This window comes from Arthrobacter sp. AL05 (assembly GCF_029960715.1).
In the GTDB taxonomy this organism is placed as follows: Bacteria; Actinomycetota; Actinomycetes; order Actinomycetales; family Micrococcaceae; genus Arthrobacter.
Genome location: NZ_JASBRC010000011.1, coordinates 93,527 through 115,223 on the forward strand (window position 1 = coordinate 93,527; position 21,697 = coordinate 115,223).

General features: G+C 63.9%; 22 protein-coding genes and 1 other RNA gene. 10 read left to right on the forward strand and 13 right to left on the reverse strand.

What is annotated here, in order from left to right; translation table 11 throughout:
• The first annotated feature begins 124 nt into the window (after positions 1-124).
• The 6 genes from QK287_RS13910 to QK287_RS13935 all read left to right on the forward strand — a co-directional run bounded on the left by QK287_RS13910 (position 125) and on the right by QK287_RS13935 (position 3,618).
• Positions 125-1,411 carry an Nramp family divalent metal transporter gene (locus QK287_RS13910; protein WP_282360455.1) on the forward strand — a complete coding sequence of 429 codons (1,287 nt, stop codon included), beginning with the start codon at positions 125-127 and terminating at the stop codon, positions 1,409-1,411.
• Positions 1,412-1,427: 16 nt separating this feature from the next.
• Positions 1,428-2,141 carry a metal-dependent transcriptional regulator gene (locus QK287_RS13915; RefSeq protein WP_282360456.1) on the forward strand — a complete coding sequence of 238 codons (714 nt, stop codon included), beginning with the start codon at positions 1,428-1,430 and terminating at the stop codon, positions 2,139-2,141.
• Between the two features lie 29 nt (positions 2,142-2,170).
• On the forward strand, positions 2,171-2,629 hold the full coding sequence (locus QK287_RS13920) for a CrcB family protein (protein ID WP_282360457.1): 459 nt from the start codon (positions 2,171-2,173) through the stop codon (positions 2,627-2,629).
• The gene (locus QK287_RS13925) at positions 2,626-3,003 is read left to right on the forward strand and encodes a CrcB family protein (RefSeq protein WP_226774404.1); all 378 of its coding nucleotides are present in this window, start codon (positions 2,626-2,628) and stop codon (positions 3,001-3,003) included. The genes QK287_RS13920 and QK287_RS13925 overlap by 4 nt, the downstream gene beginning before the upstream one ends.
• Before the next feature lie 61 nt (positions 3,004-3,064).
• The gene (locus QK287_RS13930; RefSeq protein WP_226774403.1) at positions 3,065-3,436 is read left to right on the forward strand and encodes a hypothetical protein; all 372 of its coding nucleotides are present in this window, start codon (positions 3,065-3,067) and stop codon (positions 3,434-3,436) included.
• Positions 3,437-3,483: 47 nt separating this feature from the next.
• Positions 3,484-3,618: a hypothetical protein gene (locus QK287_RS13935; protein ID WP_256446742.1), complete on the forward strand. Its 135-nt coding sequence runs from the start codon at positions 3,484-3,486 to the stop codon at positions 3,616-3,618.
• A gap of 109 nt (positions 3,619-3,727) precedes the next feature.
• On the opposite strand, the gene ssrA is transcribed toward QK287_RS13935, so the two are convergent.
• The 13 genes from ssrA to QK287_RS14000 form a co-directional block, all read right to left on the reverse strand.
• Positions 3,728-4,096: a transfer-messenger RNA gene (gene ssrA / locus QK287_RS13940) on the reverse strand.
• Positions 4,097-4,236: 140 nt separating this feature from the next.
• A complete protein-coding gene (smpB, locus tag QK287_RS13945; RefSeq protein WP_226774402.1) occupies positions 4,237-4,707 on the reverse strand; it encodes an SsrA-binding protein SmpB in 471 nt (156 codons plus the stop codon).
• Between the two features lie 108 nt (positions 4,708-4,815).
• Positions 4,816-6,240, reverse strand: coding sequence for a M23 family metallopeptidase (locus tag QK287_RS13950; RefSeq protein ID WP_226774401.1), 1,425 nt, complete (start codon positions 6,238-6,240; stop codon positions 4,816-4,818).
• Between the two features lie 25 nt (positions 6,241-6,265).
• Positions 6,266-7,180, reverse strand: a complete 915-nt coding sequence (ftsX, locus tag QK287_RS13955; RefSeq protein ID WP_282360459.1) for a permease-like cell division protein FtsX — start codon at positions 7,178-7,180, stop codon at positions 6,266-6,268.
• A complete protein-coding gene (ftsE, locus tag QK287_RS13960) occupies positions 7,177-7,935 on the reverse strand; it encodes a cell division ATP-binding protein FtsE (RefSeq protein ID WP_226774399.1) in 759 nt (252 codons plus the stop codon). The genes ftsX and ftsE overlap by 4 nt, the downstream gene beginning before the upstream one ends.
• 197 nt (positions 7,936-8,132) lie before the next feature.
• On the reverse strand, positions 8,133-9,248 hold the full coding sequence (gene prfB / locus QK287_RS13965; RefSeq protein WP_226774398.1) for a peptide chain release factor 2: 1,116 nt from the start codon (positions 9,246-9,248) through the stop codon (positions 8,133-8,135).
• Between the two features lie 65 nt (positions 9,249-9,313).
• The gene (locus QK287_RS13970) at positions 9,314-9,784 is read right to left on the reverse strand and encodes a hypothetical protein (protein WP_282360461.1); all 471 of its coding nucleotides are present in this window, start codon (positions 9,782-9,784) and stop codon (positions 9,314-9,316) included.
• Positions 9,781-10,335: a hypothetical protein gene (locus QK287_RS13975; protein ID WP_282360462.1), complete on the reverse strand. Its 555-nt coding sequence runs from the start codon at positions 10,333-10,335 to the stop codon at positions 9,781-9,783. The genes QK287_RS13970 and QK287_RS13975 overlap by 4 nt, the downstream gene beginning before the upstream one ends.
• A complete protein-coding gene (locus QK287_RS13980) occupies positions 10,316-10,714 on the reverse strand; it encodes a TadE/TadG family type IV pilus assembly protein (protein WP_226774395.1) in 399 nt (132 codons plus the stop codon). The genes QK287_RS13975 and QK287_RS13980 overlap by 20 nt, the downstream gene beginning before the upstream one ends.
• Positions 10,715-10,717: 3 nt before the next feature.
• A complete protein-coding gene (locus tag QK287_RS13985) occupies positions 10,718-10,972 on the reverse strand; it encodes a hypothetical protein (RefSeq protein ID WP_226774394.1) in 255 nt (84 codons plus the stop codon).
• A 54-nt stretch (positions 10,973-11,026) separates the two neighbouring features.
• Positions 11,027-11,968, reverse strand: coding sequence for a type II secretion system F family protein (locus QK287_RS13990; protein ID WP_282360464.1), 942 nt, complete (start codon positions 11,966-11,968; stop codon positions 11,027-11,029).
• Positions 11,965-12,819, reverse strand: a complete 855-nt coding sequence (locus QK287_RS13995; RefSeq protein WP_282360465.1) for a type II secretion system F family protein — start codon at positions 12,817-12,819, stop codon at positions 11,965-11,967. Before QK287_RS13995 ends, QK287_RS13990 begins: the two co-directional genes overlap by 4 nt.
• The gene (locus QK287_RS14000; protein WP_282360466.1) at positions 12,819-14,042 is read right to left on the reverse strand and encodes an ATPase, T2SS/T4P/T4SS family; all 1,224 of its coding nucleotides are present in this window, start codon (positions 14,040-14,042) and stop codon (positions 12,819-12,821) included. Before QK287_RS14000 ends, QK287_RS13995 begins: the two co-directional genes overlap by 1 nt.
• 601 nt (positions 14,043-14,643) lie before the next feature.
• Here QK287_RS14000 and QK287_RS14005 point away from each other — a divergent pair.
• The 4 genes from QK287_RS14005 (at position 14,644) to QK287_RS14020 (ending at position 21,546) form a co-directional block, all read left to right on the forward strand.
• Positions 14,644-17,010: a GH25 family lysozyme gene (locus QK287_RS14005; protein ID WP_282360467.1), complete on the forward strand. Its 2,367-nt coding sequence runs from the start codon at positions 14,644-14,646 to the stop codon at positions 17,008-17,010.
• 67 nt (positions 17,011-17,077) lie between these two features.
• The gene (locus QK287_RS14010) at positions 17,078-18,763 is read left to right on the forward strand and encodes a DUF2142 domain-containing protein (protein ID WP_282360468.1); all 1,686 of its coding nucleotides are present in this window, start codon (positions 17,078-17,080) and stop codon (positions 18,761-18,763) included.
• Positions 18,753-19,835, forward strand: a complete 1,083-nt coding sequence (locus QK287_RS14015) for a substrate-binding domain-containing protein (protein WP_282360469.1) — start codon at positions 18,753-18,755, stop codon at positions 19,833-19,835. The genes QK287_RS14010 and QK287_RS14015 overlap by 11 nt, the downstream gene beginning before the upstream one ends.
• A 115-nt stretch (positions 19,836-19,950) precedes the next feature.
• On the forward strand, positions 19,951-21,546 hold the full coding sequence (locus QK287_RS14020; RefSeq protein WP_282360470.1) for a DUF2142 domain-containing protein: 1,596 nt from the start codon (positions 19,951-19,953) through the stop codon (positions 21,544-21,546).
• The last annotated feature ends 151 nt before the right edge of the window (positions 21,547-21,697 follow it).

Here is a 21,697-nt window from a genome sequence, read left to right on the forward strand (position 1 = left end):
GCCACCGTGGCTTAGGGTTTCGGTATGCCTAATAATTATTTATAGGCGTTCGCAAACTTCGGCGCAGGCATCCACCCGCCGTTGCCGCCCGCGTCGACGGCGACGCACCTAGCAGGGGAGCCCAGTGCTGGACGTAACAGGACACGACGGCGCGGGACCGGCGACGGCCGCCCGGCCGAAACCGGCCGGGCGCCGGGCCATGATCGGCCTGCTGGGGCCGGCATTTGTTGCCGCGATCGCCTACGTGGACCCCGGCAACGTGGCGGCCAACCTCACCGCCGGAGCGCAATACGGCTACTTGCTCGTCTGGGTCCTGGTGGCAGCCAACATCATGGCCGTGCTTGTGCAATACCAGTCCGCCAAACTCGGGCTTGTCACCGGTAAAAGCCTGCCGGAGATTCTTGGTGAGCGGTTGAAGCCGTTCTGGCGCCGGGCGTTTTGGGTGCAGGCCGAGATCGTGGCTGCTGCCACGGACCTTGCCGAGGTGGTGGGCGGGGCAATCGCGCTCTTCCTGCTCTTTGGACTGCCTTTGCCCCTTGGCGCCGTAATCGTCGGCGCCGTCTCCATGGGACTCCTCGCCGTGCAGGCCCGGAACAAGCAGCGGCCATTTGAGTTCATCATTATCTTCCTGCTCGGCATCATCACCATCGGGTTCCTGGCCGGCCTTTTTGTTAGCCCGCCTGATCCTGCCGGTGTGGCAGCCGGGCTGATCCCGGGCTTCCGGGGTCCCGAGACTGTGCTGCTGGCCGCGAGCATGCTCGGCGCCACGGTGATGCCGCACGCCATCTACGTCCACTCTGCACTGTCCAGGGACCGACATCGTCCGGACCCGCACGTCCATGTTCCCGCCCCGGCCCTCGCCCGGCTGGTCAAGGCGACCCGCTGGGACGTGGTCGTCGCCCTGGCCTTCGCCGGTCTTGTGAACATCGGGATGCTGCTGCTGGCCGCATCGACCCTGGGCGGTGCGGACGGAACAGACACCATCGAAGGAGCCCATGCCGCCATCACCAGCAGCCTCGGACCCGTCATCGGCGTCATCTTCGCCGTCGGGCTGCTCGCCTCCGGACTGGCTTCCACGTCCGTTGGCTGCTACGCCGGCGGCTCAATTATGGAGGGGCTGCTCAAGATCCGGGTCCCCCTGATGCTGCGGCGCATCATCACCCTGGTACCGGCGGTGGTGCTGCTGAGCGTGGGTTTCGATCCTACCTGGGGACTGGTCCTGAGCCAGGTTGTCCTGAGCTTCGGAATCCCTTTTGTGCTGATCCCGCTGGTTGTCCTGACCAGTAACAAGTCGCTGATGGGCCGGTTCGCCGATGGAATGGCGCTTCGGATCGCAGCTGTCGTCAGCGTCATCCTGGTGGTCGCGCTTAACCTCGCACTGCTGTGGCTGACCTTCGCCAGCGCGGGCTAACGGTAGGCTGGATGCTGTGAAGACCAGCCTGCCCTCTTCCTCGATCGAGGACTATGTCAAGGTCATCTATTCCTTTACGGAGTGGCAGGACAAGCCGATCACCTCCACCCAGCTGGCACAACGCCTCGGCGTCGCCAACTCCTCGGTCTCCGAAATGGTCCGTAAGCTCAAGGACCAGGGACTCGTGGACCACCAGCCGTACAGCGCGATCACCCTCACCGCCGACGGTGTCCGGCTGGCGTTGTCCATGGTCAGACGGCACCGGCTCATCGAAACATTCCTGGTCCGGGAACTCGGCTACCGCTGGGACGAGGTTCACAACGAGGCCGAGCTGCTCGAACACGCCGTCTCGGACACCTTCATTGAGCGGATGGCAGCCAAGCTCGGGAACCCGCGGCGTGATCCGCATGGGGATCCGATTCCTGCCGCCGACGGCTCCGTCCTGATCCCGGTGGCGCACCGGATGAGCGAGCTCGACGATGGGCACACCGGCCGGATTACCCGGATCAGTGACGAAAACCCCGAGCTCCTGCGCTACCTTTCCGCGGAAGAAATCGACCTTGACGACGACGTCGAGGTGCTGGGGCGCAAGCCTTTCGGCGGCGCCCTGGTAGTTCGCATCGGCTCGGGCGCGGCCGGGCAGGAAGTGGATCTGGCCGAGGAAGTCGCCTCCGCCCTCTGGGTCCACAGTGACGTTGCCCATCCCGGCTGCAGCCTCGGGCGGTCCTGAGTGCGGGCCGAGTTGACCGGAGCCGGGGTATGAAACACACGGCAAAGTCGCTCCCCCGGACGGCGGGTGCGGCGCATGACCGGTCGCCGGGCTGGCATGCATGGACGGCCGTCGCCGTCGGCGGCCTGATCGGAACGGAGCTGCGCTACGGGGCTGGCCTGGTGTTCCCGGAATCCGCCGGGACAATCCCTTGGACCACCTTGGCGATCAACGTCCTCGGCAGTTTTGTGCTCGCGGCCCTCACCACCGTCTGGATCGCGCGGCCGAAGACGGCGTTCTGGCTGCGTGCCGGACTCGGACCCGGGTTGCTGGGGTCCTTCACTACGTTTTCGGCGGTGGTGTTCGCCCTGGACCAGCAGTTCAGGGCCGGTTTCCAAACCAGCTCGCTGGTTTATCTGGGACTCTCACTCGTCCTGGGGCTCGGTGCGGCGGCCGCGGGGTGGAAGACCGGAAAGGCAATGGCTGATCTGACCGGCCGGGCATCATGATCACGGCACTGCTCGTCGGAGCCTTCGGTGTTGCCGGCGCCCTGCTGCGCTTCGCCGTCGACTCCTGGTTTGCTAACTCCTTCCCGGCCCGTCATTCCCACTGGCCCTGGACCACCCTCGCCGTCAACGTGACGGGTTCCTTTATCATCGGCGCGGCCATCGGCGGCACGGCACACTGGGGACTGGGGCCCGAGTGGCAGTCCGGCCTCGCGACGGGACTCGCCGGCGGCCTCACGACATTCAGCTCCTGGACCACCGCCACTGTCCGGCTTGCGAGCGAAAGCCGCTACCGCGCCGCCACCCTCAACGTCGCCGCCAACCTAATCCTCGGCCTCGCCGCAGCAGCGCTCGGGCTCTCCCTCACTGCCCTGTGACGAGCCTAACGCCGGCCTCCCGACTGCGATGACGGAGCATCCGATCCCGTATCGTTGAAGCATGGTTACCCGACGTGAAGCAGCCCAAGTCCTCGACATTCCGCTGGAAATGGCTCACCGTCACGGCATCCCGTCCCGGCTGAGCGAAACCGAACTCGGCGAACTCCTTGACAACCCGCCGCAGTGGCTGGTCCAGTCCAAGGCCAACCGGACCGGTAAACGCCCCGTCTGGGTCCAGCTTTCCTGTGCTGTCTGCGGCTTCTCCGAAGCGGCCCGGCCGAAGAAATGGTGGCCGGACTTCACCTACGTCTGCTGCGAACACCACGCCTCGTTTGAGCGTCCCGCAGCCGCTGCCGGCTTGGTCCGCAGCGAGTATGAGGGTGTGGGCAGCCGGTTCGTTGGAATCGTCGACGTCGCGGTGCCGGAGGCGTAGCTTTATCATATGGGGCCATTCCGGCCCCGCTGTGAGGGAGCACCCGCATGCCTGACAAATCACCGCACCGGAGCATGGCCAAAAAGCCGGTGAAGACCATCAAGGAAAAACGGGCCGAGAAGAAGTCCAAAAACGTCGCGGAGACGCACGCGGACCCGGTATCGCACATCAAGAAGCACTGAGCGCAACCCGCCAGCCGGGCCGTGCAGGCAAAGCAAAAGGCCGGAAGCGTCAGCTTCCGGCCTTTTGTGTGGGACTTTACGGGGTGGAGCAACGTTTCCGGTGCTCCGATGGTGGAGATGGGGGGAATTGAACCCCCGTCCGATGTCGTGTTGTCAGGGCTTCTCCGGGCGCAGTTTGCGTTGGATTTTCTCGGCCCCAGCCACGCTACAAACAGCTGGCTGATCCGGGCCCAGTCATCAAAGAGTCCCGTTCACCCCGATGACGGGGGTAAACAGCAGTGGCTATCTAAATGACGCCAGGATCCGGGGCAATAGCAACCTCGGGCTGACGGACTGTCTTACTGCTTAGGCAGCGAGAGCGAAGTCAGTGCGTTTTGAATTGGCACTTATTGGTTTGCAGACAGCGTTTACGAGATAATTCTGCATCCTCGGCCCGCTTCACCTGTCGCGACTAACATCGTCGAAACCGATCATCCCCGTATTTTTTTATCAAACCAAGCTGCTATGTTGCCGAACCGTTTCCGTGCTGCTGAACCGGTACCGCACCATTGGCTGCCTGGCTTCCAGCATAACGCACGGCATCGCAGATTCATTCCACCAGGCCGGGGACGGCCACGGCTACCGCCGGTTCCGTTCGCGCATCACCCGCAGGGCCTCACGCTTGTCCTGCTGCTCGCGCAGGGTATGACGCTTGTCGTATTCCTTCTTACCGCGGGCTACGCCGATCTCCACCTTGGCCCGCCCATCCACGAAGTACAGCTGGAGTGGGACGATCGTGAAACCGGATTCGCGGATCTTGTGCGAGATCTTGGTGAGTTCGTCCCGGTGCAGCAGCAGCTTCCGACGGCGGCGTGCGGCGTGGTTGGTCCAACTCCCCTGGTGGTATTCGGGGATGTGGATGCTCTCCATCCACAGCTCGTCGTTGTAGAAGGTGCAAAAGCCGTCGACCATGGAGGCGTGGCCCTCCCGAAGGGACTTCACTTCCGTCCCCATCAGTGCGATTCCCGCCTCATAGGTATCGAGGATGTGGTAGTCGTGCCGGGCCTTGCGGTTGGTGGCCACTACCTTACGGCCACTTTCTTTCGGCACGGTAGAACTCCTTGAATCGACGGGTGTGCCGTACGCCGAAACGGCGCAGGCTTATGCCAGTTTACGGCAGAGCAGCAGCGCACCGGCAGGGCTTCCGCTCCGGGCGGATCAGAGCAGGTTCATCGGATCCACGGCTCGGCCGTTAAGCCAGGTCTCGAAGTGCGAGTGGCAGCCGGTGGAGTTGCCGGTGGTTCCCGAGTAAGCAATCAGCTGGCCCCGGCTGACCTGCTGGCCCGGCGAGACGACAACTGAGGTGTTGTGGTAATAGATGGTGGTCAGCGAGTTGCCTTGGATCACACCATGGGAGATCTTTACGTTGTTGCCACCGCCGTCATTGGCCCAGCCGGCGGAAAATACCGTTCCCGCCGCCGCGGCAAAGACCGGCGTGCCGCAGGCGGCGCCGAAGTCGATTCCGGTGTGCATATAGCCGCCCTGGCCGTAGAAGTCGATGGTCCCGGGGGGTGTCGAGCGCCAGCCGAAGCCGGAGGTGATCGGGACGCCATTGAGGGGATGCTGCAGGCCGAAGGCCGACGGGGATCCCTGGGGGGCAGGAACGTACGGTGCTGGCTTCGCCTGGGCCTGCCCCTGGGCGCGGGCGGCCGCGGCGGCAGCCTCCGCGGCCGCCTCGGCGATCCGGCGCTGTTCGGCTTCGTAGGCCTCGCGCAGTTTGCGGTCGCGTTCGGCGATGTCCGCGGCAACGGCGTCCTGCTGGGACTTGACCTGGGCGAGTTGGGTCTGGATTCCGGGTTTGGCGGCCTGAAGTTCGGCGTCGATCCGGGTGGTGTCGGCGATGAGCTGGTCCACCTGGGCCTTTTTGGCCTCTGCCTCGCCGCGGGCTGCCTGTTCGCGGGCCAGCGCGGCATCAGCTTTGGCTTTAAGGTCCTTGATTTCGGCTTCCACCGCTTCGAGCCTGGCCTGGGAGTTGATGTTCGTGGCGTTCTGTTGGGTCAGCTTGTCCATGGCGGCGTTTTGGCTGCGCATCGCCTGGTCGGCCAGGTCAATGGTGTCCGTAAGGCTGCCGCCGTTGTTCGGGCCGAAAAACAGCGAAAGGTTGGACGGCACACCGCCGGACTTGTACGCCTGGGTGGCGATCTGCCCGATCAGTTTCTTCGTGTCGGTGATCTTCTGCTTGTCCGTCTCCAACTGCTGGGTGATCTTGGCTTTGTTTTGCTGCGCAAGGTCCACCCGGGCTGCGAGGGCCTCGGCTTCCTTGACCGCAGCTGCCACGCGGCCCTGGGCGTCGAGCAGGGCCTGTTGGGCACCGGGGAGCTGGCCTTGGTAAAGGACGAGGTCCGAGGCCGCCTGGGCGATCTTGGAGTCAACAAACTCCAGCGAGTGCTGAACCTTCGCCGCTTCCTCCCGGAGGGCTGCCTGCTGGTCTTCGAGGGAGTCGGCGACGGCCACCGGGGCCGAAGCTCCCATGGCCGCCACCAGAACCAGGGCTAGCGCGGCGCTGACGATGCGGCTGCGGCGGCCGGCCACGGCTCGCCGGAGGGGAACCGGCTGCGGGCCGGTTCGGTGCATCGGTGTCATGGGGATCCCTTTTTCGTTGCGCACGCTAAACCTTCAGGTATCGACGAAGGGTTAGGAGCGATGATACGCCTGCCAGCAGCACGCCAAGGCCAATGAGGGCCGGTGCGAGCACCAGGGTTTGGCCCGCGGAGATAAACGCGGTGTCCGGATACTGCTTGGAGAGGTATCCGCCCAGGAAGAAGTGCGCCACGGCCCACAGTGTTCCCGAGGCCAGCGCCGCGCCAATCACTGCGGCTATCACGCCCTCCAGGACAAACGGCAGCTGGATCACTATTTTCGATGCCCCGACCAAGCGCATGATCCCGGTTTCCCGTCGCCTGCTGAAGGCGGAGAGCCGGATCGTGGTGGCGATCAGCAAGATGGCGCAGATGATCATCACGCCGGCGACGCTGACGGCCACGAGGGAGGCGGCGTTCATGACCGAGAAGAGCCGTTCGAGGAGCTGGCGCTGGTCGATCACGGTTTCCACACCGGCCTGCGATGAGAAGGTCTCGCTGATGATCTGGTACTTTTCCGGGTCCTTCATATTGATCCGGAAGGAGGCCGGGAGCTGGTCCGGCGTCACCGAGTCAACGATCGGGGAATTGGAAAACTGTTCCTTGAAGTGCCTGTACGCATCGTCCTTGGACTCAAACTGGAAGTCGTTGACGTACTGGGCAACGGCCGGCGATTCCAGCAGCTTGCCCAGGTTGGCCTGCTGTTCGGGGGTGGCGGGCCCGCTGGCGCAACTGGCCGCCGTCGAACCGTCGCTGCACAGGAAGATGGCGACCTGGACCTTGTCGTACCAGTAGCCCTTCATTTGGTTGATCTGCAGCTGCAGCATGCCAGCGGCGCCGACGAAAGTCAGGGACACGAAAGTCACCAGGATGACGGAGACCACCATGGAGAGGTTGCGGCGCAGGCCGCTGCCGATTTCGGCGAGGACGAATTGGAGCCTCACAGCTGGCCCTCCCCTTGCGGGTCCCGCCCGCTGGCGTCGCGCAGGCGGCGCGACTGTCCCACGACCGGGATCATGGAGGTGTAGAGGGCCTTGGCCTCATCGCGGATGACAACGCCGTTCTTGAGCTCGACGACGCGTTTGCGCATCTCGTTGACGATGTCGTCATCGTGCGTTGCCATCACTACTGTGGTGCCGTTCTGGTTGATCTTGTCCAGCACCCCCATGATGCCCATCGAGGTAGTGGGGTCCAGGTTGCCGGTCGGCTCATCGGCGAGCAGGATGCCGGGGCGGTTGACGACGGCGCGGGCGATAGCCACGCGCTGCTGCTCACCGCCGGAAAGTTCGTGTGGAAGGCGGTTTTCCTTGCCTTCGAGCCCGACGGTCTTGAGGACCTCGGGAACGGTGTCCCGGATGACGCTGCGGCCCTTGCCAATGACCTGCATCGCGAAGGCGACGTTCGCGAAGACAGTCTTTTGGGGCAACAGGCGGAAGTCCTGGAAGACGACGCCGATGCCGCGGCGGAGCCTGGGTACCCGCCAGCTGGAGATGTTGGCAACGTTCTGGCCGGCCACGTAGACGGCACCGGAGGAGGCACGGTCCTCTTTGAGGACGAGGCGCAGGAACGTCGATTTTCCGGAACCGGAGGCCCCGACGAGGAAGGCGAATTCGCCACGGTCGATCTCAAGGTTGATGGAATCCAGGGCGGGGCGCGCCTTCTGGTCGTAGACCTTGGTGACATTTTCGAAACGGATCATGGCCCTAAATACCCTGCAGGACATGGACAGGTACGTCCCGGTTCTGCTGCCGGCGCGCGGGCTTTCTAGTGGGGGAAGTAGAGCTCCGGCTTCTCGACTATACGCACGGGCCCCGGCGGATCGGCCCGAGTGCCGGGGCGTGTCGCAGGATTAGGCGGCCGGGACGGGTGTGCCGCGGAAGACGGGGTTGTGTGCGGCTATTTGTCGGCGTTGCGGTTGTCGGTCCGCCAGCGGATGCCGGCATCAATAAAATCGTCGATCTCGCCGTCGAACACGGCCGAGGTGTTGCCGACTTCGTGCTCGGTGCGGAGATCCTTGACCATCTGGTACGGGTTCAGGACGTAGGAGCGCATCTGGTCGCCCCAGGAGGCTTTTACATCGCCGGCGAATGCCTTCTTCTCCGCGTCCTCCTGCTGCTTCTTCAGCAACAGGAGCCTGGACTGCAGCACTCGCAGTGCGGCCGCACGGTTTTGCAACTGCGACTTCTCGTTCTGCATCGACACGACGGTGCCGGTGGGGATGTGGGTGAGGCGCACGGCGGAGTCCGTGGTGTTGACCGACTGGCCGCCGGGGCCGGAGGAACGGAAGACATCGACGCGGATCTCATTGTCCGGGATGTCGATGGAGTCCGTCTGCTCGATCAGCGGGATGACTTCGACGGCGGCGAAGGAGGTCTGGCGGCGGCCCTGGTTGTCGAAGGGACTGATCCGCACCAGGCGGTGGGTGCCGGCTTCGACGCTGAGCGTGCCGTACGCGTAGGGGGCCTTGACCTCGAAGGTGGCGGACTTGAGCCCTGCTTCTTCGGCGTAGGAGGTGTCCATGATGGTGGTCGGGTAGCCGTGGCGTTCAGCCCAGCGGAGGTACATCCGCAGCAGCATTTCGGCGAAGTCTGCCGCGTCCACTCCCCCGGCGCCGGCTCGGATCGTGACGACGGCTTCGCGGATGTCGAACTCGCCGGAAAGCAGGGTAACCACTTCGAGTTCCGTCAGTGCCTTGCGCACGGACTCGAGTTCCGTCGCCGCTTCACCCATGGAGGCGGCGTCATCCTCGTCCTGGCCCAGCTCCACCAGGACCTCAAGATCGTCTATCCGGGAGGCCAGCGAGTCAAGGCGTGCCAGTTCGGACTGCCGGTGCGAGAGCCGCGAGGTAATCACCTGCGCGGCCGCGGGGTCGTCCCACAGATTGGGTTCGCCGGCCCGTTCGCTGAGTTCGGCGATGTCCTCCTTCAGCCCCTCAACATTCGAAACATTCTCGATCGAGGCGTAGGTGGCTCGGAGGGCGCGGATTTCTGCGGGAAAATCAATGTTTGCCATGGTTTTTTAACCCTACGCTATCCCCGCAGGCCGCCCGGACTGGGCTGCCTGGCAGCGCCGGGGCTCTAGCGTGAAAGCCGGGAGCGCGCCGTAGAACTCGCTTCGATCCTGATGCCGTCGGGGATCAGGAAGTTAACCACGGGCGGGTGGACGGCGGCGCTGAGCACCACGACGGCGGTGGCCCCGTCCGGGCTCCCCGTCCCCGGGCCAACGGTGAGGCCGGCGAACCGGGTGAAGGCATTGCTGCGGTCCAGGAACTCGATGGCGGTTGCCCGTACGCGGGCGCCGGTCAGCACAGCGGTGGGGTTGCCGCGGGCCGCTTCGAGCTGTCCGAGTGTGAAGCTGTCTGCCGCGGCTACCGAGGCGCCGTCGGCCATCGACAGGAGCTTTTTGTGCTCGATATAGACACTGGAGGCGGCAATGACAACTGTCGAAAGAAGCACGGCGAGCAGCACGTACCCGATGATCAGCACCATCAGTTGACCGTCGTCGCGGCGCTGGCCGGAGCGTAGTTGCGGTGCCCCGGAGCCGCTCATCGGAAGCGGCCCACCAGCTGCGTGGCGGAGGCGCTGAGCTGACCGGCGTTCAGGTTCAGCACGTCGCCGAAGGGGACAAAAGGCAGCGGTACGGTGAGGTGGACGGTGACCGTCACGGCCGTGCCCGCGGCCATGCAGTCGGCCGGGGCGCATGTGGTCTCGACCCGGGCATCCGCCGCGGGGTGCCCGTGGTCTGCGAGCGCCAGCAGCACGGCCTGCTCTGCGGCTGCCCGGGCGGCAGCGCCGTCGGGCTGCGCCACGAAAACCTTGGCGGCCTGGTCCGCGGCACCGACGACCGCAAATGAGCCGCTTTGGAGCGCTCCCATGGTGATGATGAAGTAAACCAGCGGCACCATCAGCAACAGCGACAGGAACGTAAATTCGACGACAGCGCTTCCCTGTTCTGCGTTCTGCGGGAGGCCGGCGTTGACTGCGCGGCACTCAACCGCCGACAGCCTGTGCCGAAACTGGCAGCGCGGTGGCTGCCAGTGCGCTGAATGCCAGTGCGGTGAGAGCCAGTGCGGTGGACGCTCAGGGCTGAATGGCAGCATGCCCTTTCACCTCCAGGGCTGCGCGGGGACCGATCAGCCCGATCACGGGCAAGGGCGCGCGCACAGTGACTTCCAGGGTCCGGATACCCTGGTACGTGGCCTCGCTGGTAGTGACGTCGGTGGCAAAATCCTGGTTGAGGGCGACTCCGATCAGCTGGACTGTCCTGTCCCGGGCATCCGCGGAACCGCGGTCGGCGAGGGTGCCGTATCTGGCGCCCGAGGCCGCGGCGTCGACCAGGGTATTCCGGACGTGGATGACAAGGGTGAGCTGGATGATGGCGAGGAAGAACAGCGTCAGCAGTCCACCCACAAGCACAAAGTCCACCACTGCCGAGCCACGTTCGTCAGTCCTGCCCCAGCCGCCTCGGGGCAGGGGCACGTGTTACTGCCCTACCTTGTCCATGGCCTGGTTGAACAGTGCCTCCAAGGCCGGGCCGGCGAGGGCGAGGAGGGCGGCGACGAGGATGGCGGACATCAGGGTAATCATCACCCAGCCGGGCACGTCGCCCCGTTCGCTCGGATCGCTGCGCCGTTCAGGATGCTCTCCGGCATCCTGCGCCGTGGAATGTCTTGCCGGTACGGGCAGCATGCTGATGGTGCAAAGCAACAGTGTCATCTGGTTGCGGATCTTTTTCACGTTCACTCCTTGGTTCGCATGTTCGGTTGATTTCGGTGTTTTCCTTTGCTGCGGTTAGAGGCCCATGCTGATGGCGGCGAGTCCGGGAAACACGGCGAATACGACCGTCAGCGGCAAGACGCCAAACACGACCGGCACCATCATTCCGATTTCCTTCTTTCCGGCCGACACCATGAGCTCGCGTTTGGCGGTATCCCGGACGTCCTGCGCCTGGGCCCGCAGCACTTCAGCCAGGGGGGTTCCCCGTTCGACCGCCACGATCAGCCCGTCCACAAAACGGAGAAGAGGGCCGAGTTCGGTCCGAGCGGAGAACTCCTGCAGGGCGTCCACGAGCGGCTTCCCCGCCCGGGTCTCGGCGAGGACCAGGGCGAATTCTTGGGAGAGCTCGCCTCGGGCGCTGCGGCACACTCTGTCCAGTGCCCCTGTGGCACTCTCGCCGGCGCTGACAGCCAGCGCCATCAGTTCGGCGATGCTGGGGAACTCCGCCATCATCCGCGCTTCGCGCTTTTTGATCCGGACGCCCAGCAGATAGTCCCGCAACAGAAACCCTCCGGCGGCGCTGCCGAGGACCAGCACAGCGGCGACCAGCGGGCTGAAACGCCCGGCCGCACCGAACAGCACGACGGCGCCGACTGCGGCCGCAAAGCCGCCGGCTCCCCAGAGAAGTTGTTCTGCCCGGAAATCGGCTGGCGACGCGGCACTCCCTGCCCTGGACAGACGGCGGTTCAAGGTCAAGGAAACCGGATTCAACCGCCCCAGCGACCTCACGGCGTCGCCGATGACCGGGCGCAGAATTCTTTCCAGCGGCCCGAACGGTGTGATGTTCCCCGGCGCCGTGCGCAGCAGCCGGGATTCCAGATTGTGGGCCTTCAGCTGCGGGCTGATGCGTTCCACGAACGTTGTCGGCCGCATAAACGGCAGCCGGACAAGCAACAGCCAGAGGCCAATGCCCAGGACGACTCCGCAGACAACAGCTGCCGCCATCAGGCCGGTCATCGAAGGACCCGCTCGTCCGCAGGGAGGGCACCGATGCGGAGCATGGTGGCATAGGAGACCAGGGAAACTGCCAGTCCGCCGAGCAGTACAGCGGCACCGAGGGCAGTGTTGTAGGCAGCTACCGCTTCGGGGCGGCTGGCCATCAGCACCAGGACAAGCCAGGGGGCGGCGACCGCAAGCCGTGCTGCGTTGACGGTCCAGGACTGTCTGGCCTCCAGTTCGCTTCTGGTGCGGGCATTCTCCCGGAGGAATTCCGCCAGGGTTCCCAACAGCCGACCCAGATCGGAGCCCCCCACCTCCTTCGTCAGACGGAGCGCTTCGATAATCCGATCGGCGACGGGGTCCGCCAGACGGTCCTTCAGCCGGGTCAGGGAGGGGCCGAACTGCCCGCCGGCACGGTAGTCGGAGCCAAAGTCACGGAACACCTGCCGGAGCTCCTCGGGCCCCTTTTCGCCCAGCTGGATCAAAGCCTCCGGCAACGACAGGCCGGCCCTAATCGCCGAGCGGAGGTGGTCAACGACGTCGGGCCACAACTGTCGCAGCACGGCGGTCCGCTTCCGTGCGCGCCACGAAACGATGGCCATTGGCAGCCAGCCACCAAAAAGGCCAAAACAGCCCGCGATGGGCCATGACCGGGTCACCGCGAAGAAAACAAACATTGTGAACCCACCGACACCCAGGCACGTCGCCGCCAGGCCCGAGCCACTGACCTTCTCGATTCCGGCGGTGCGCAGAAGATCCTCCAGCCGGCTGCTGCGCCGTGCGGGGCTGGCTGGCTTGGGCTGTTCCCAGGCGGACCACCAGATCAGCAGGAATCCGGCGCCCGCCACCATGCCGATCAGTGCAGCCATCAGCGCGGCTCCAGCAGGGCTGCGACGTCGTACCCTGCCCGGGCAAACTTCTCCGCTGCCGGCATCGAATTGGCACTGGGCTGCAACTGGCCGTCAGCGAGGGCAAAGACCATGGAGGATTCGATAATGCCGTTCTCCACACGCCGGCCCAACGACAGGATCTCGGTCACCTCCCGGCGTCCGCTGGCGTGGCGGGCGCAGTGGACCACGAGGTCGATGCAGGATGCGACTGTTGGGACGACGAAAGCACTGGAGATGTTCTCGCCTGCAAGCAAGGGCAGCGTGCAGATCTTGGTGACGGCATCGTGGGCCGAGTTCGCATGGACGGTGCACATGCCCGGCATGCCCGAGTTAAGGGCGATCAGCATGTCCAGGCTCTCGGCCTCCCGCACCTCGCCCACCACCAGGCGGTCGGGGCGCATGCGCAGTGCCTCCTTGACCAGCCGGCGCATGGGGATTTCACCTTCGCCTTCCAGGTTGGGTTGCCGGCACTGCAGCCCCACAACGTCCCGCAGCGGAAACTGCAGCTCAAAAATCTCCTCGACAGTAATAACGCGCTCGCGGGTTCCGATGCTCGCGGCCAAACAGTTCAGCATGGTGGTCTTGCCAGCCTGGGTGGCGCCGGAGACCAGGATATTCAGTCCGCTTGCCACGGCCGCACCGAGGAACCGGGCAGCCTGGGGCGTCACGGTGCCCAACTCCACCAGGTGCTCAAGCCGACTGGCTTTTACAACGAACTTGCGGATGTTAATGGCCCAGTGCTTTCTGGTCACGTCAGGAATGACGACGTGCAGGCGGGAACCGTCGGGCAGCGCTGCATCCACAAAAGGAGAGGACATGTCGAGCCGTCGCCCGGAGCTCTTCAGCATCCGTTCCACAAGGTCCCGTACCTGCTGCTCCGTGAGCGAGACCGAGGTGAGCTCGGATTCACCGTTGCGGGCGACGTAGATCTCGTTGGGCGCATTTAGCCAGACCTCCTCAATGGCGGGGTCGTCGAGCAGGGGTTGCAGTGCCCCAAAACCGGCCACGGCGTCGAAGACAAACCTCCGGGCCGATTCAAGCGGGCCGATGGGCGGGAGCGGGGCCAGCAATGCGCGCTCGTCGTAATCCAGGACGGCGGCCTCGACCAGGCGTCGGACCTCACCGGCCTGCCGCATGGGGTCCAGTCCGCGGCGGCGAATCAGCTCGCGGACTTCGTCCTCGACAATGCGAACAGCCTCCACAATGGCCCCCAGTTTGCCTATTCGCCCTGCTCCGGGGGCGCTGCAATTGGGTTAAAACTAGGGCTCCCCACGCTTCGGAACAAGAGTCCGGTGCGGCGGATGTGGAAAACTACCCGCAGTTTTACAACAATTTTCACATTGGTAACACAAGAAACTCTGGTTTCACTACTTTCCCCAGATAGGGTGAGCCCGACAAGTCAGACATTCTCACCACCCGGCAGCCTTGATGTGCTGATTCTCGGGCGCGTGACCAGCGTGGCACGGCCGCAATCGTGTCGTTGTTCCGGAGCGAAAAATGAAGCGGACCCTACTTCCCCCTACCAGTCACCTGGGCAGCCGGGTCGGAGCCACCCTACTGGCCCTCTGCCTCGTCGCCGGACCGGGCTTGTCTGTTCCCGCCGGTGCCGTTGAACCGACACCGAGCGTCACCGCGACTCCCCCGGCCGCAATTCCGGCCCCGGGGGTCACTACCTCGCCGGCACCGGCCATTGCCGAGGCCCAGCCGACCGCTTCCGGCCCGGCCATACCGGCCCCTACTGCGACTGCCGCCACAGTGCCCCCCACAACACCGGATCGGTCCAGTGCGGGATACCGTGCAGCCATGGCAGCAGCGACGGCCGGAGGCGGGGCAGAGATGGGCCAGGGTCTGGCGCCCAGCCCCGATGCAGCCGCAAAAACGCTGACCACGCAGGGGACCTGGATGCCAACGTTCGGCGTTCAGGGTCTCGATGTCAGCCAATACCAGCCCTCTGTGAACTGGCAACAGCAGTGGAACATGGGCGCAAGGTTCGCCTATATCAAGGCGTCCGAGGGCAACTATTACACCAATCAAATTTTTGACTCACAGTACAGCGGGTCACGGGCGGTCGGGATGATGCGGGGCGCCTATCACTACGCGAACCCGGCCGCTTCCTCCGGCGCCGACCAGGCCAGAATTTTCGTGCAGAGCGGTGGCGGCTGGACTGGCGACGGCTATACGATGCCGCCCGTGCTCGATTTCGAAGGCAATCCCTACGCAGGCCAGACCATCAACGGCTACTACCAAGGCAACGCTTGCTACGACATGTCGCCGGGCGCACTTACTGCCTGGGCCAGGGACTTCAGCAACACCATGTATGCGCTGACGGGACGGCTGCCCGTCATTTACACCGGCAATTACTGGTGGAAAGACTGCGTCGGGAACCCCCTGGGCTTCGGCGACAACCCGCTATGGCTAGCTTCCTACCCGAGCTCCTTCTCGAACGACGCCGGCCCGGTCCCGGCCAGCTGGTCGACCTACAGCATCTGGCAGTACAGCGACAAGGGGCCCTTCGCCGGCGATTCCAATGTCTGGGCCGGCGACTACGCCAGCCTTCAGCGCTTCGCCGCGGGGAGCCCGCCACCGGTGCCCACCGACGCCACCCGGAAGGTCATCTCCACCGGGGACTTCGATGGCGACGGAAAGTCTGACCTCATTCAGCGCAGGGCCGACGGTGAGCTTTGGCTGTATTCCGGTGACGGGACCGGCCGCTACCCGGTAAGCCGTCGTATCGGCGCCGGCTGGCAGATCTACGACAGCGTGGTCGGCGTCGGGGACTACAACGGGGACGGCAAGAACGATCTGCTGGCGCGGAAGTTGGATGGATCCCTATGGTTTTACGCCGGCACCGGCTTCGTTTCTGGCAGCAGCGAAGGCTACCGCGGGGCGGTCAAGATCGGCGCGTTCGGCTGGGACGTCTTTAATGCAATCCTTGGCGTCCGCGATTTCGACGGCGACGGGAAGGCTGATCTGCTGGCCCGCACGGCGGACGGCGCCCTGTATCTTTACTCCGGAACCGGAACCGGCCAAACCGGAACGGGCCGGAAGATCGACTTTGGCTGGGACGTGTTCAACCAACTAGTGGCAATCCAGGACTTCGACGGCGACGGCACCAGCGACCTTGTCGGCAGGAAACCGGATGGCACCATGTGGTTCTACTCCAACACCGGCAAAGCCGTCTTGGTCAACCCCCGCCAGATCGGCACCGGTTGGGGCATCTACGACCAGCTTGTGGGAACCGGAGACAGCAATGGGGACCGGCTGGCTGACTTTGTAGGCAGCCAGACCGACGGTTCCCTCTATTTCTATGCCGGAACCGCCATGCGGGACCAGGGCTATCAAAGCGCCCGAAAGATCGGCGACTTCGGCTGGGGTGCGTTCGACACACTCGTCGGCACCCCGGACTTCAACGGCGACGGAACGGCCGACCTGCTGGCACGCATGCCGGACGGAAGCCTGTGGTTCTACCCCGGAACCGGAACCGGAACCTACGGAACTGCGCGGAAAATTGGAAACTTCGGCTGGGACGCCTTCGACTCCCTGACCGCCGTCGGCGACTTCAACGGCGACGGCAAGAGCGACCTACTGGCGCGCAAGCCGAACGGGAGTCTGTGGATCTACGCCGGCACCGGACGTGTGGATGCCAGCAACAGCGGCTACGCTCCTGCAGTGCAAATTGGCAAATTCGGCTGGGACATGTTCGATTCACTTGTCGGAACCGGCGATCTTGACCGCGATGGAAAGAACGATGTCCTTGCCCGCGGTAAGGATGGCTCCCTTTGGCTCTACCGTGGCACCAGCAAGGTTGACGCCCTTAACACCGGATACCAGCCGGGCGTTAAGATCGGGGCCTTCGGCTGGGAAGTTTTCGCGGAAATCGTCGGCGTTGGTGATTTCAACAGCGACCGTAAGAACGACGTCCTTGCTCGCAGGCCAGACGGCACGTTGTGGTTCTATGCGGGAGACGGGACCGGAAAACTTTCGCCGTCGCTGCGGGTAGGAACGGGCTGGAACGTCTATGACAACTTCGGGTCGGCACGGAATCTGGATGCTGACGCGAACCCGGACCTTGTTGCCCGGCGGCCGGACGGCTCACTATGGAGCTATTCCGGGACCGGCATGAAGCCAAGCCAGGGATATTTGGGCAGGACGTTCGCAGGCAGCCTCTAGCCACCCGCCGCGGCACCGGGTTGGAGCCGTCAACCCGCCGATGCCATTGGTGATAGCTTCTATGATCATGCACTTACAGCGTTCAGGCCGCCGGCCGGAAGTCCCTCTGGCCCGGACGAAATATATACCCGCCCTCGTCACGTTCCTCATCCTGGGCACCCTGTCCACCCTGTGGTCACTGGCGTCGCCGCTTATGTCAATACCTGACGAGCCCGCCCACACCATCAAGGCTGCGGCGGTGGCGCGGGGGCAGTTGCAAACCCAGGAAAGCGGCAAGCAAGGCGACCCGGCAATTGTGAAAGTTCCCGGCTACGTAGCCGAACTCGGCAACCAATTGTGCTACGCCTTTAAAGTCCAGGTCTCTGCCGCCTGCTCGCCAGACATCAACGGCCAGAACACGGCGCTGGTCCCCGCGACGACGACTGCTGGAAACTACAACCCGCTCTACTACCTGATCGTGGGTCTCCCATCGCGCTTGTTGTCCGGGGAAACTGCGGTTTATGTCATGCGCATAGCAAGTGGCCTCCTCTCAGCAGTCTTTATGACGATGGCAATCATGGCTGCCCGGCAAATGCGGCATGGCCAGTGGCCGCTCGTGGCCGCTGTCGTCGGGCTCACGCCGATGGCTCTATACCTCGCCGGCTCGATCAACCCAAATTCCCTGGAAGTGGTCACCACGGCCGCGTTCTTCGTGAATCTGTGTCTAGCCCTCGAGAACTCGAAGTCTCTAGCGGCCACCCGGGCCCCGCTAATTGCCGTTGGCGTTTCTGGCGCCGTACTCGCCAACACCCGGGCCTTGTCCCTGCTATGGCTGGCCATAGCCTTTGCAGTAGCCCTCATCGCCTACGGGTGGCGGCCATTAGCCGAGATCTTGCGGAGTAAGTTCGGTGTGGCGATGGCCGGCATCGCGGTGCTGGGTTGCGCCGCCGGGCTCGGGTGGCTGGTTGTTGCGGACAGCTTCAAGAGTTTGGGCGGGATTCCTTCCAAAGTGACACCGGACCAAGCCTTCGTAACGATGCTGGACCGGACCTTTGACTATGTCAGCGGCTACATCGGCCTGATGGGCTGGGTGGATACGCTTACACCGTCCGGTGTTCAGGTATTTTGGCACTTCGCCTTCGTGGCATTGGTCTTGGCCGCAGTGACCTCACGCCCACTGAGGAATCGCTGGCTCCTGGTTCCCGTTTTCATCGGGGTCCTTGTGCTTCCCCCCATCCTTCAGTCGCAGGTCATCCAGGAGCTGGGTTACATCTGGCAGGGACGATACCTCCTCGCGCTGGTGGTCCTGATGATGCTCGCTTGCGGTATGGCCCTTCGCTTTCACTCGTTCCCTCTTTCCGACCGGGCCAAGTCAATTGGCCGATGGACTTTGGTTGCTGCAGTGGCAGCCCATGTCTACGCCTTTGTTTTCACTCTCCGGCGCTACACGGTGGGCCTGTTCCCCGAGCACGTAAATTGGAGCGAAATGTGGGAAACAACGTGGCAGCCACCGCTCACCTGGCAGGGTTTGTCAATCGCTTACCTGATCACGCTTACGGCCGGCGCAGTTCTCCTGTACAGGGCGCTCTTCCCGAAGCGGCATTGGCGCAGCCGGACGTTCGGCGCGGAAGCCCGACCCATGCCCCAAGGATCTTTGCCGCAGCCCCGCGCCTCCCGGCTGAATGCGGCCGCACCGGCTCAGGCTAAGGTTGATGGAAACCGCAATGGCTCTGTCAAGGTAGCTGACGAAGGGGATCGACGGAATGCGCTGTAAGCCTCGCAGGCAGGTACTTGCCCTGCTCGCATCGGTGTGCGCGCTGGGGCTTGCCTCGTGCAGCGCGGCCGAATACGGCACTGGCGTCACCGGCTCCCTGACGGCAATCGGCAGCATCAGCCAGATGGGCTCCATCTCTGCCTGGCAGCAGGGCTGGAGCAAGGAGTTTCGGCAGACCTCCCTGCGGTTCTCGCCCGATGGCGATGCCAGCGGCAGGGACGCGCTATTCCGGGGGATGGCCCACTTTGCCAGCCTGGATTCCCAGTTGACAACCAACGACTGGGAACTGTCAAAGGCCGCGTGCGGGCCGGAGGGAGCCTTTGCCGTACCGACATCCGTTACCGCCGTCGGGGTCGCCTACAACGTTGCCGGGTTGCGGAATGTCCGCTTGGACCAAGCCGTTCTGGCAGCGATGTTCGAAGGCAAGATCACACGCTGGGACGACCAGAAGATCGCGGACCTTAATCCGGGCACCGCATTGCCTGATATGAAAATCGTGCCCGTCTGGGCTGCAGGCGGCTCTGGACTCACCCAAGCCGTCGGCGACTATCTACGGTCCTCCCCTGAAACGGCAGCGAGACCGCCCATAACCGGAAAATGGCCCGCGGACACCGCTGGGCAGTCCGTGGGCACTTATGCCGATCTGGCAACGAAGGTGGACGCTACCGCAGGAGCCGTAGCATTTATGGACCGGGCATCAATCGGAACGCGGTTCTCAACAGCGACGGTGAAGTTCGGAGAAGATTTTGTCAAAGTAACGGACGATGCTTTAGGCACGGCAGTCGACAGCGGCACCGTCAGCGAGGCTCCCGGCGGCGGCGTCCAGTTGACCCTCCATACCGGTCGAGGTCCAGGCTATTCCCTGGGGTTCGTCGGCTATCAGGCATTCTGTCATTCCTATAAGAATCCTGCCCTGGCCCGCCTGGTAAAGTCCTGGGCCGAATACGTCACTGGTGAAGGCGGACAAGCCAATTCGTCCTACTTCGCCCAGGTCGTCTCGCCGAGCGTTGCGGCGCTGGAGCGGTCCCGTTCGGCAGTCGGAACGATCAGTGTGGAGCACGATGATAAGTAACAAGGCCAAGCCCTTGGCAGGGCAGCGGACCAATCGTGCGGCGTCCGCGCCGATTCCGGGTGCACCCGGAGCCACTGCATCTGCCCCGGTAGCTCTCGGGGGACGGCGCAAACACGTGCTGGGACCATTTATTCGGATCTTCACACTGCTTGCCTTACTCACCACTCTGTGGTCGCTGGCCACCCCTTTGATGGCCTATCCGGACGAGCCCTCGCATACCATCAAGGCAGCCGCGGTAGCACGTGGACAGTTCGTGGTTCAGGAAGGACAGTCCTTTGGCCACGGCGTCCATGTTCAGGTTCCCTCCTACATAGCCAACCTCTCCGCTCAGACGTGCACAGCCTTCAAACGCGATGTCACCGCAGCGTGTGCACCCGCTGTGCCCATGGACGATAACTATCTGACCATCGGTGTAACCTCCGCCGGACTGTACAACCCGATGTACTACTGGCTGGTGGGCCTCCCCAGCCTCGTCCTGACTGGTGCGCCCGCAATCATCGGCATGCGGATCGCCAGCGCCCTCCTTTGCACCGCTTTCCTGGCGGCCGGCTTGACTGCCTTGACTAAGCTCAGAAAACCCAAATGGCCAGTTGTAGCGGCCGCTGTTGCCATAACGCCGATGGTGCTGTTCCTCTGCTCCGGAATTAATCCGAACGCGTTGGAAGTAGCCGCGACCATGGCAGCGTTTTGCGGACTTCTCGTTTGCCTGGAAAGCTCAGCACGCCTGTCAGAAGTTAAACCCGCAATTGCCACGGTCGGAATCTCCGTTGCCGTGCTGGCAAACACGCGGAACGTTTCGCTTGTCTGGCTGTTGGTTGCCTTTGTAGTCGCCGTGGCTTTCTTCGGGTTCGGGAGCCTGGGCCGGCTTCTGCGGAACCGCACCGTGCTGGTCACCGCGGGCTTGATGATAGTGGGCATTGGACTGGGCCTGCTCTGGATTGTCCTGATGCTCTTTGCCCCGGGTTCAACCGCGGCAGCCCCCGAGGGCATTACGAACCTCGTGGCCGGCGTCAGGCCGCATCAGGCATTCCTGACCATGATGGATCGCGCCTTCGATTTTGTGCCCCAGTACATCGGCATCATGGGCTGGCTCGAGGTCCCGGCTCCGCAGGCCGTCATTCAGTTCTGGAGCATGCTCTTGATGCTGGCGCTGCTTGTACCGTTCACTGCACGGCCGCGGCGGAACGCGGTCGGGTTCTGGATCTCCGTGGCCGCCCTGGCCGTTGTGCCGGCCGTGGTCCAGGCCGGGCTGATCAGCTCCGTGGGGTATATCTGGCAGGGGCGCTACAATCTGCCTCTGTTTATGGTCGCCATAATCTCGGCTGGCATGGCCGTTCGATTCCGCGCCTTCGGAACCGCGCCGGGCTTCCGGAGCATCGCCCGTGTCCTGATAATTTTCGCCGCAGCGGCCCACATCTATACGTTTGTCTACATTCTGCGCCGCTACGTGGTTGGGCTGAAAGACTCCGGCAACTGGCAGGTGATGCTCACGAATCCGGACTGGCAGCCACCATTTGGCTGGATCGTGCTCACTGTTGTCTACGCAGCCTTGATCTACCGGGGGGCGTCGGCCCTCTACGGCTATCTTTTTCCGGGTTACGTCCTGGCACGCCTGCCGGGGCTCCCGTTGCGGCGCCACGGCAACAACGCCGCGAAGCCCGCTCCGGACCCCGTGCTTGATACTCCGCGGGAGCAGTCCCAGCACGTTTGACTTGATACTCCGAGGGAGCAGTCCCAGCACGTTTGTCTTGGCCCGCTGCGATCCCACGATGAGCCGGCGACCAGGGGTCTCGTTGAACTCATGGGAATCCGCGCTGCGCGGGGTCGGTCAAGGCTCTCCCCGTGCTTGCAGGGGTCCGCGG

Excerpts from the sequence above, each read along its gene's own strand:
- QK287_RS13920 (WP_282360457.1), top strand. The coding sequence starts at position 2,171 with ATGAAACACACGGCAAAGTCGCTCCCCCGGACGGCGGGTGCGGCGCAT.
- QK287_RS14010 (WP_282360468.1), top strand. The coding sequence starts at position 17,078 with ATGCACTTACAGCGTTCAGGCCGCCGGCCGGAAGTCCCTCTGGCCCGG.
- QK287_RS13990 (WP_282360464.1), bottom strand. The coding sequence starts at position 11,968 with ATGACCGGCCTGATGGCGGCAGCTGTTGTCTGCGGAGTCGTCCTGGGC.
- QK287_RS13935 (WP_256446742.1), top strand. The coding sequence starts at position 3,484 with ATGCCTGACAAATCACCGCACCGGAGCATGGCCAAAAAGCCGGTGAAG.
- QK287_RS13975 (WP_282360462.1), bottom strand. The coding sequence starts at position 10,335 with ATGCTGCCATTCAGCCCTGAGCGTCCACCGCACTGGCTCTCACCGCAC.
- QK287_RS14005 (WP_282360467.1), top strand. The coding sequence starts at position 14,644 with ATGGCAGCAGCGACGGCCGGAGGCGGGGCAGAGATGGGCCAGGGTCTG.
- QK287_RS13930 (WP_226774403.1), top strand. The coding sequence starts at position 3,065 with ATGGTTACCCGACGTGAAGCAGCCCAAGTCCTCGACATTCCGCTGGAA.
- QK287_RS13925 (WP_226774404.1), top strand. The coding sequence starts at position 2,626 with ATGATCACGGCACTGCTCGTCGGAGCCTTCGGTGTTGCCGGCGCCCTG.
- QK287_RS13970 (WP_282360461.1), bottom strand. The coding sequence starts at position 9,784 with ATGAGCGGCTCCGGGGCACCGCAACTACGCTCCGGCCAGCGCCGCGAC.
- prfB (WP_226774398.1), bottom strand. The coding sequence starts at position 9,248 with ATGGCAAACATTGATTTTCCCGCAGAAATCCGCGCCCTCCGAGCCACC.
- QK287_RS13995 (WP_282360465.1), bottom strand. The coding sequence starts at position 12,819 with ATGGCTGCACTGATCGGCATGGTGGCGGGCGCCGGATTCCTGCTGATC.
- QK287_RS14015 (WP_282360469.1), top strand. The coding sequence starts at position 18,753 with ATGCGCTGTAAGCCTCGCAGGCAGGTACTTGCCCTGCTCGCATCGGTG.
- ftsE (WP_226774399.1), bottom strand. The coding sequence starts at position 7,935 with ATGATCCGTTTCGAAAATGTCACCAAGGTCTACGACCAGAAGGCGCGC.
- QK287_RS13950 (WP_226774401.1), bottom strand. The coding sequence starts at position 6,240 with ATGACACCGATGCACCGAACCGGCCCGCAGCCGGTTCCCCTCCGGCGA.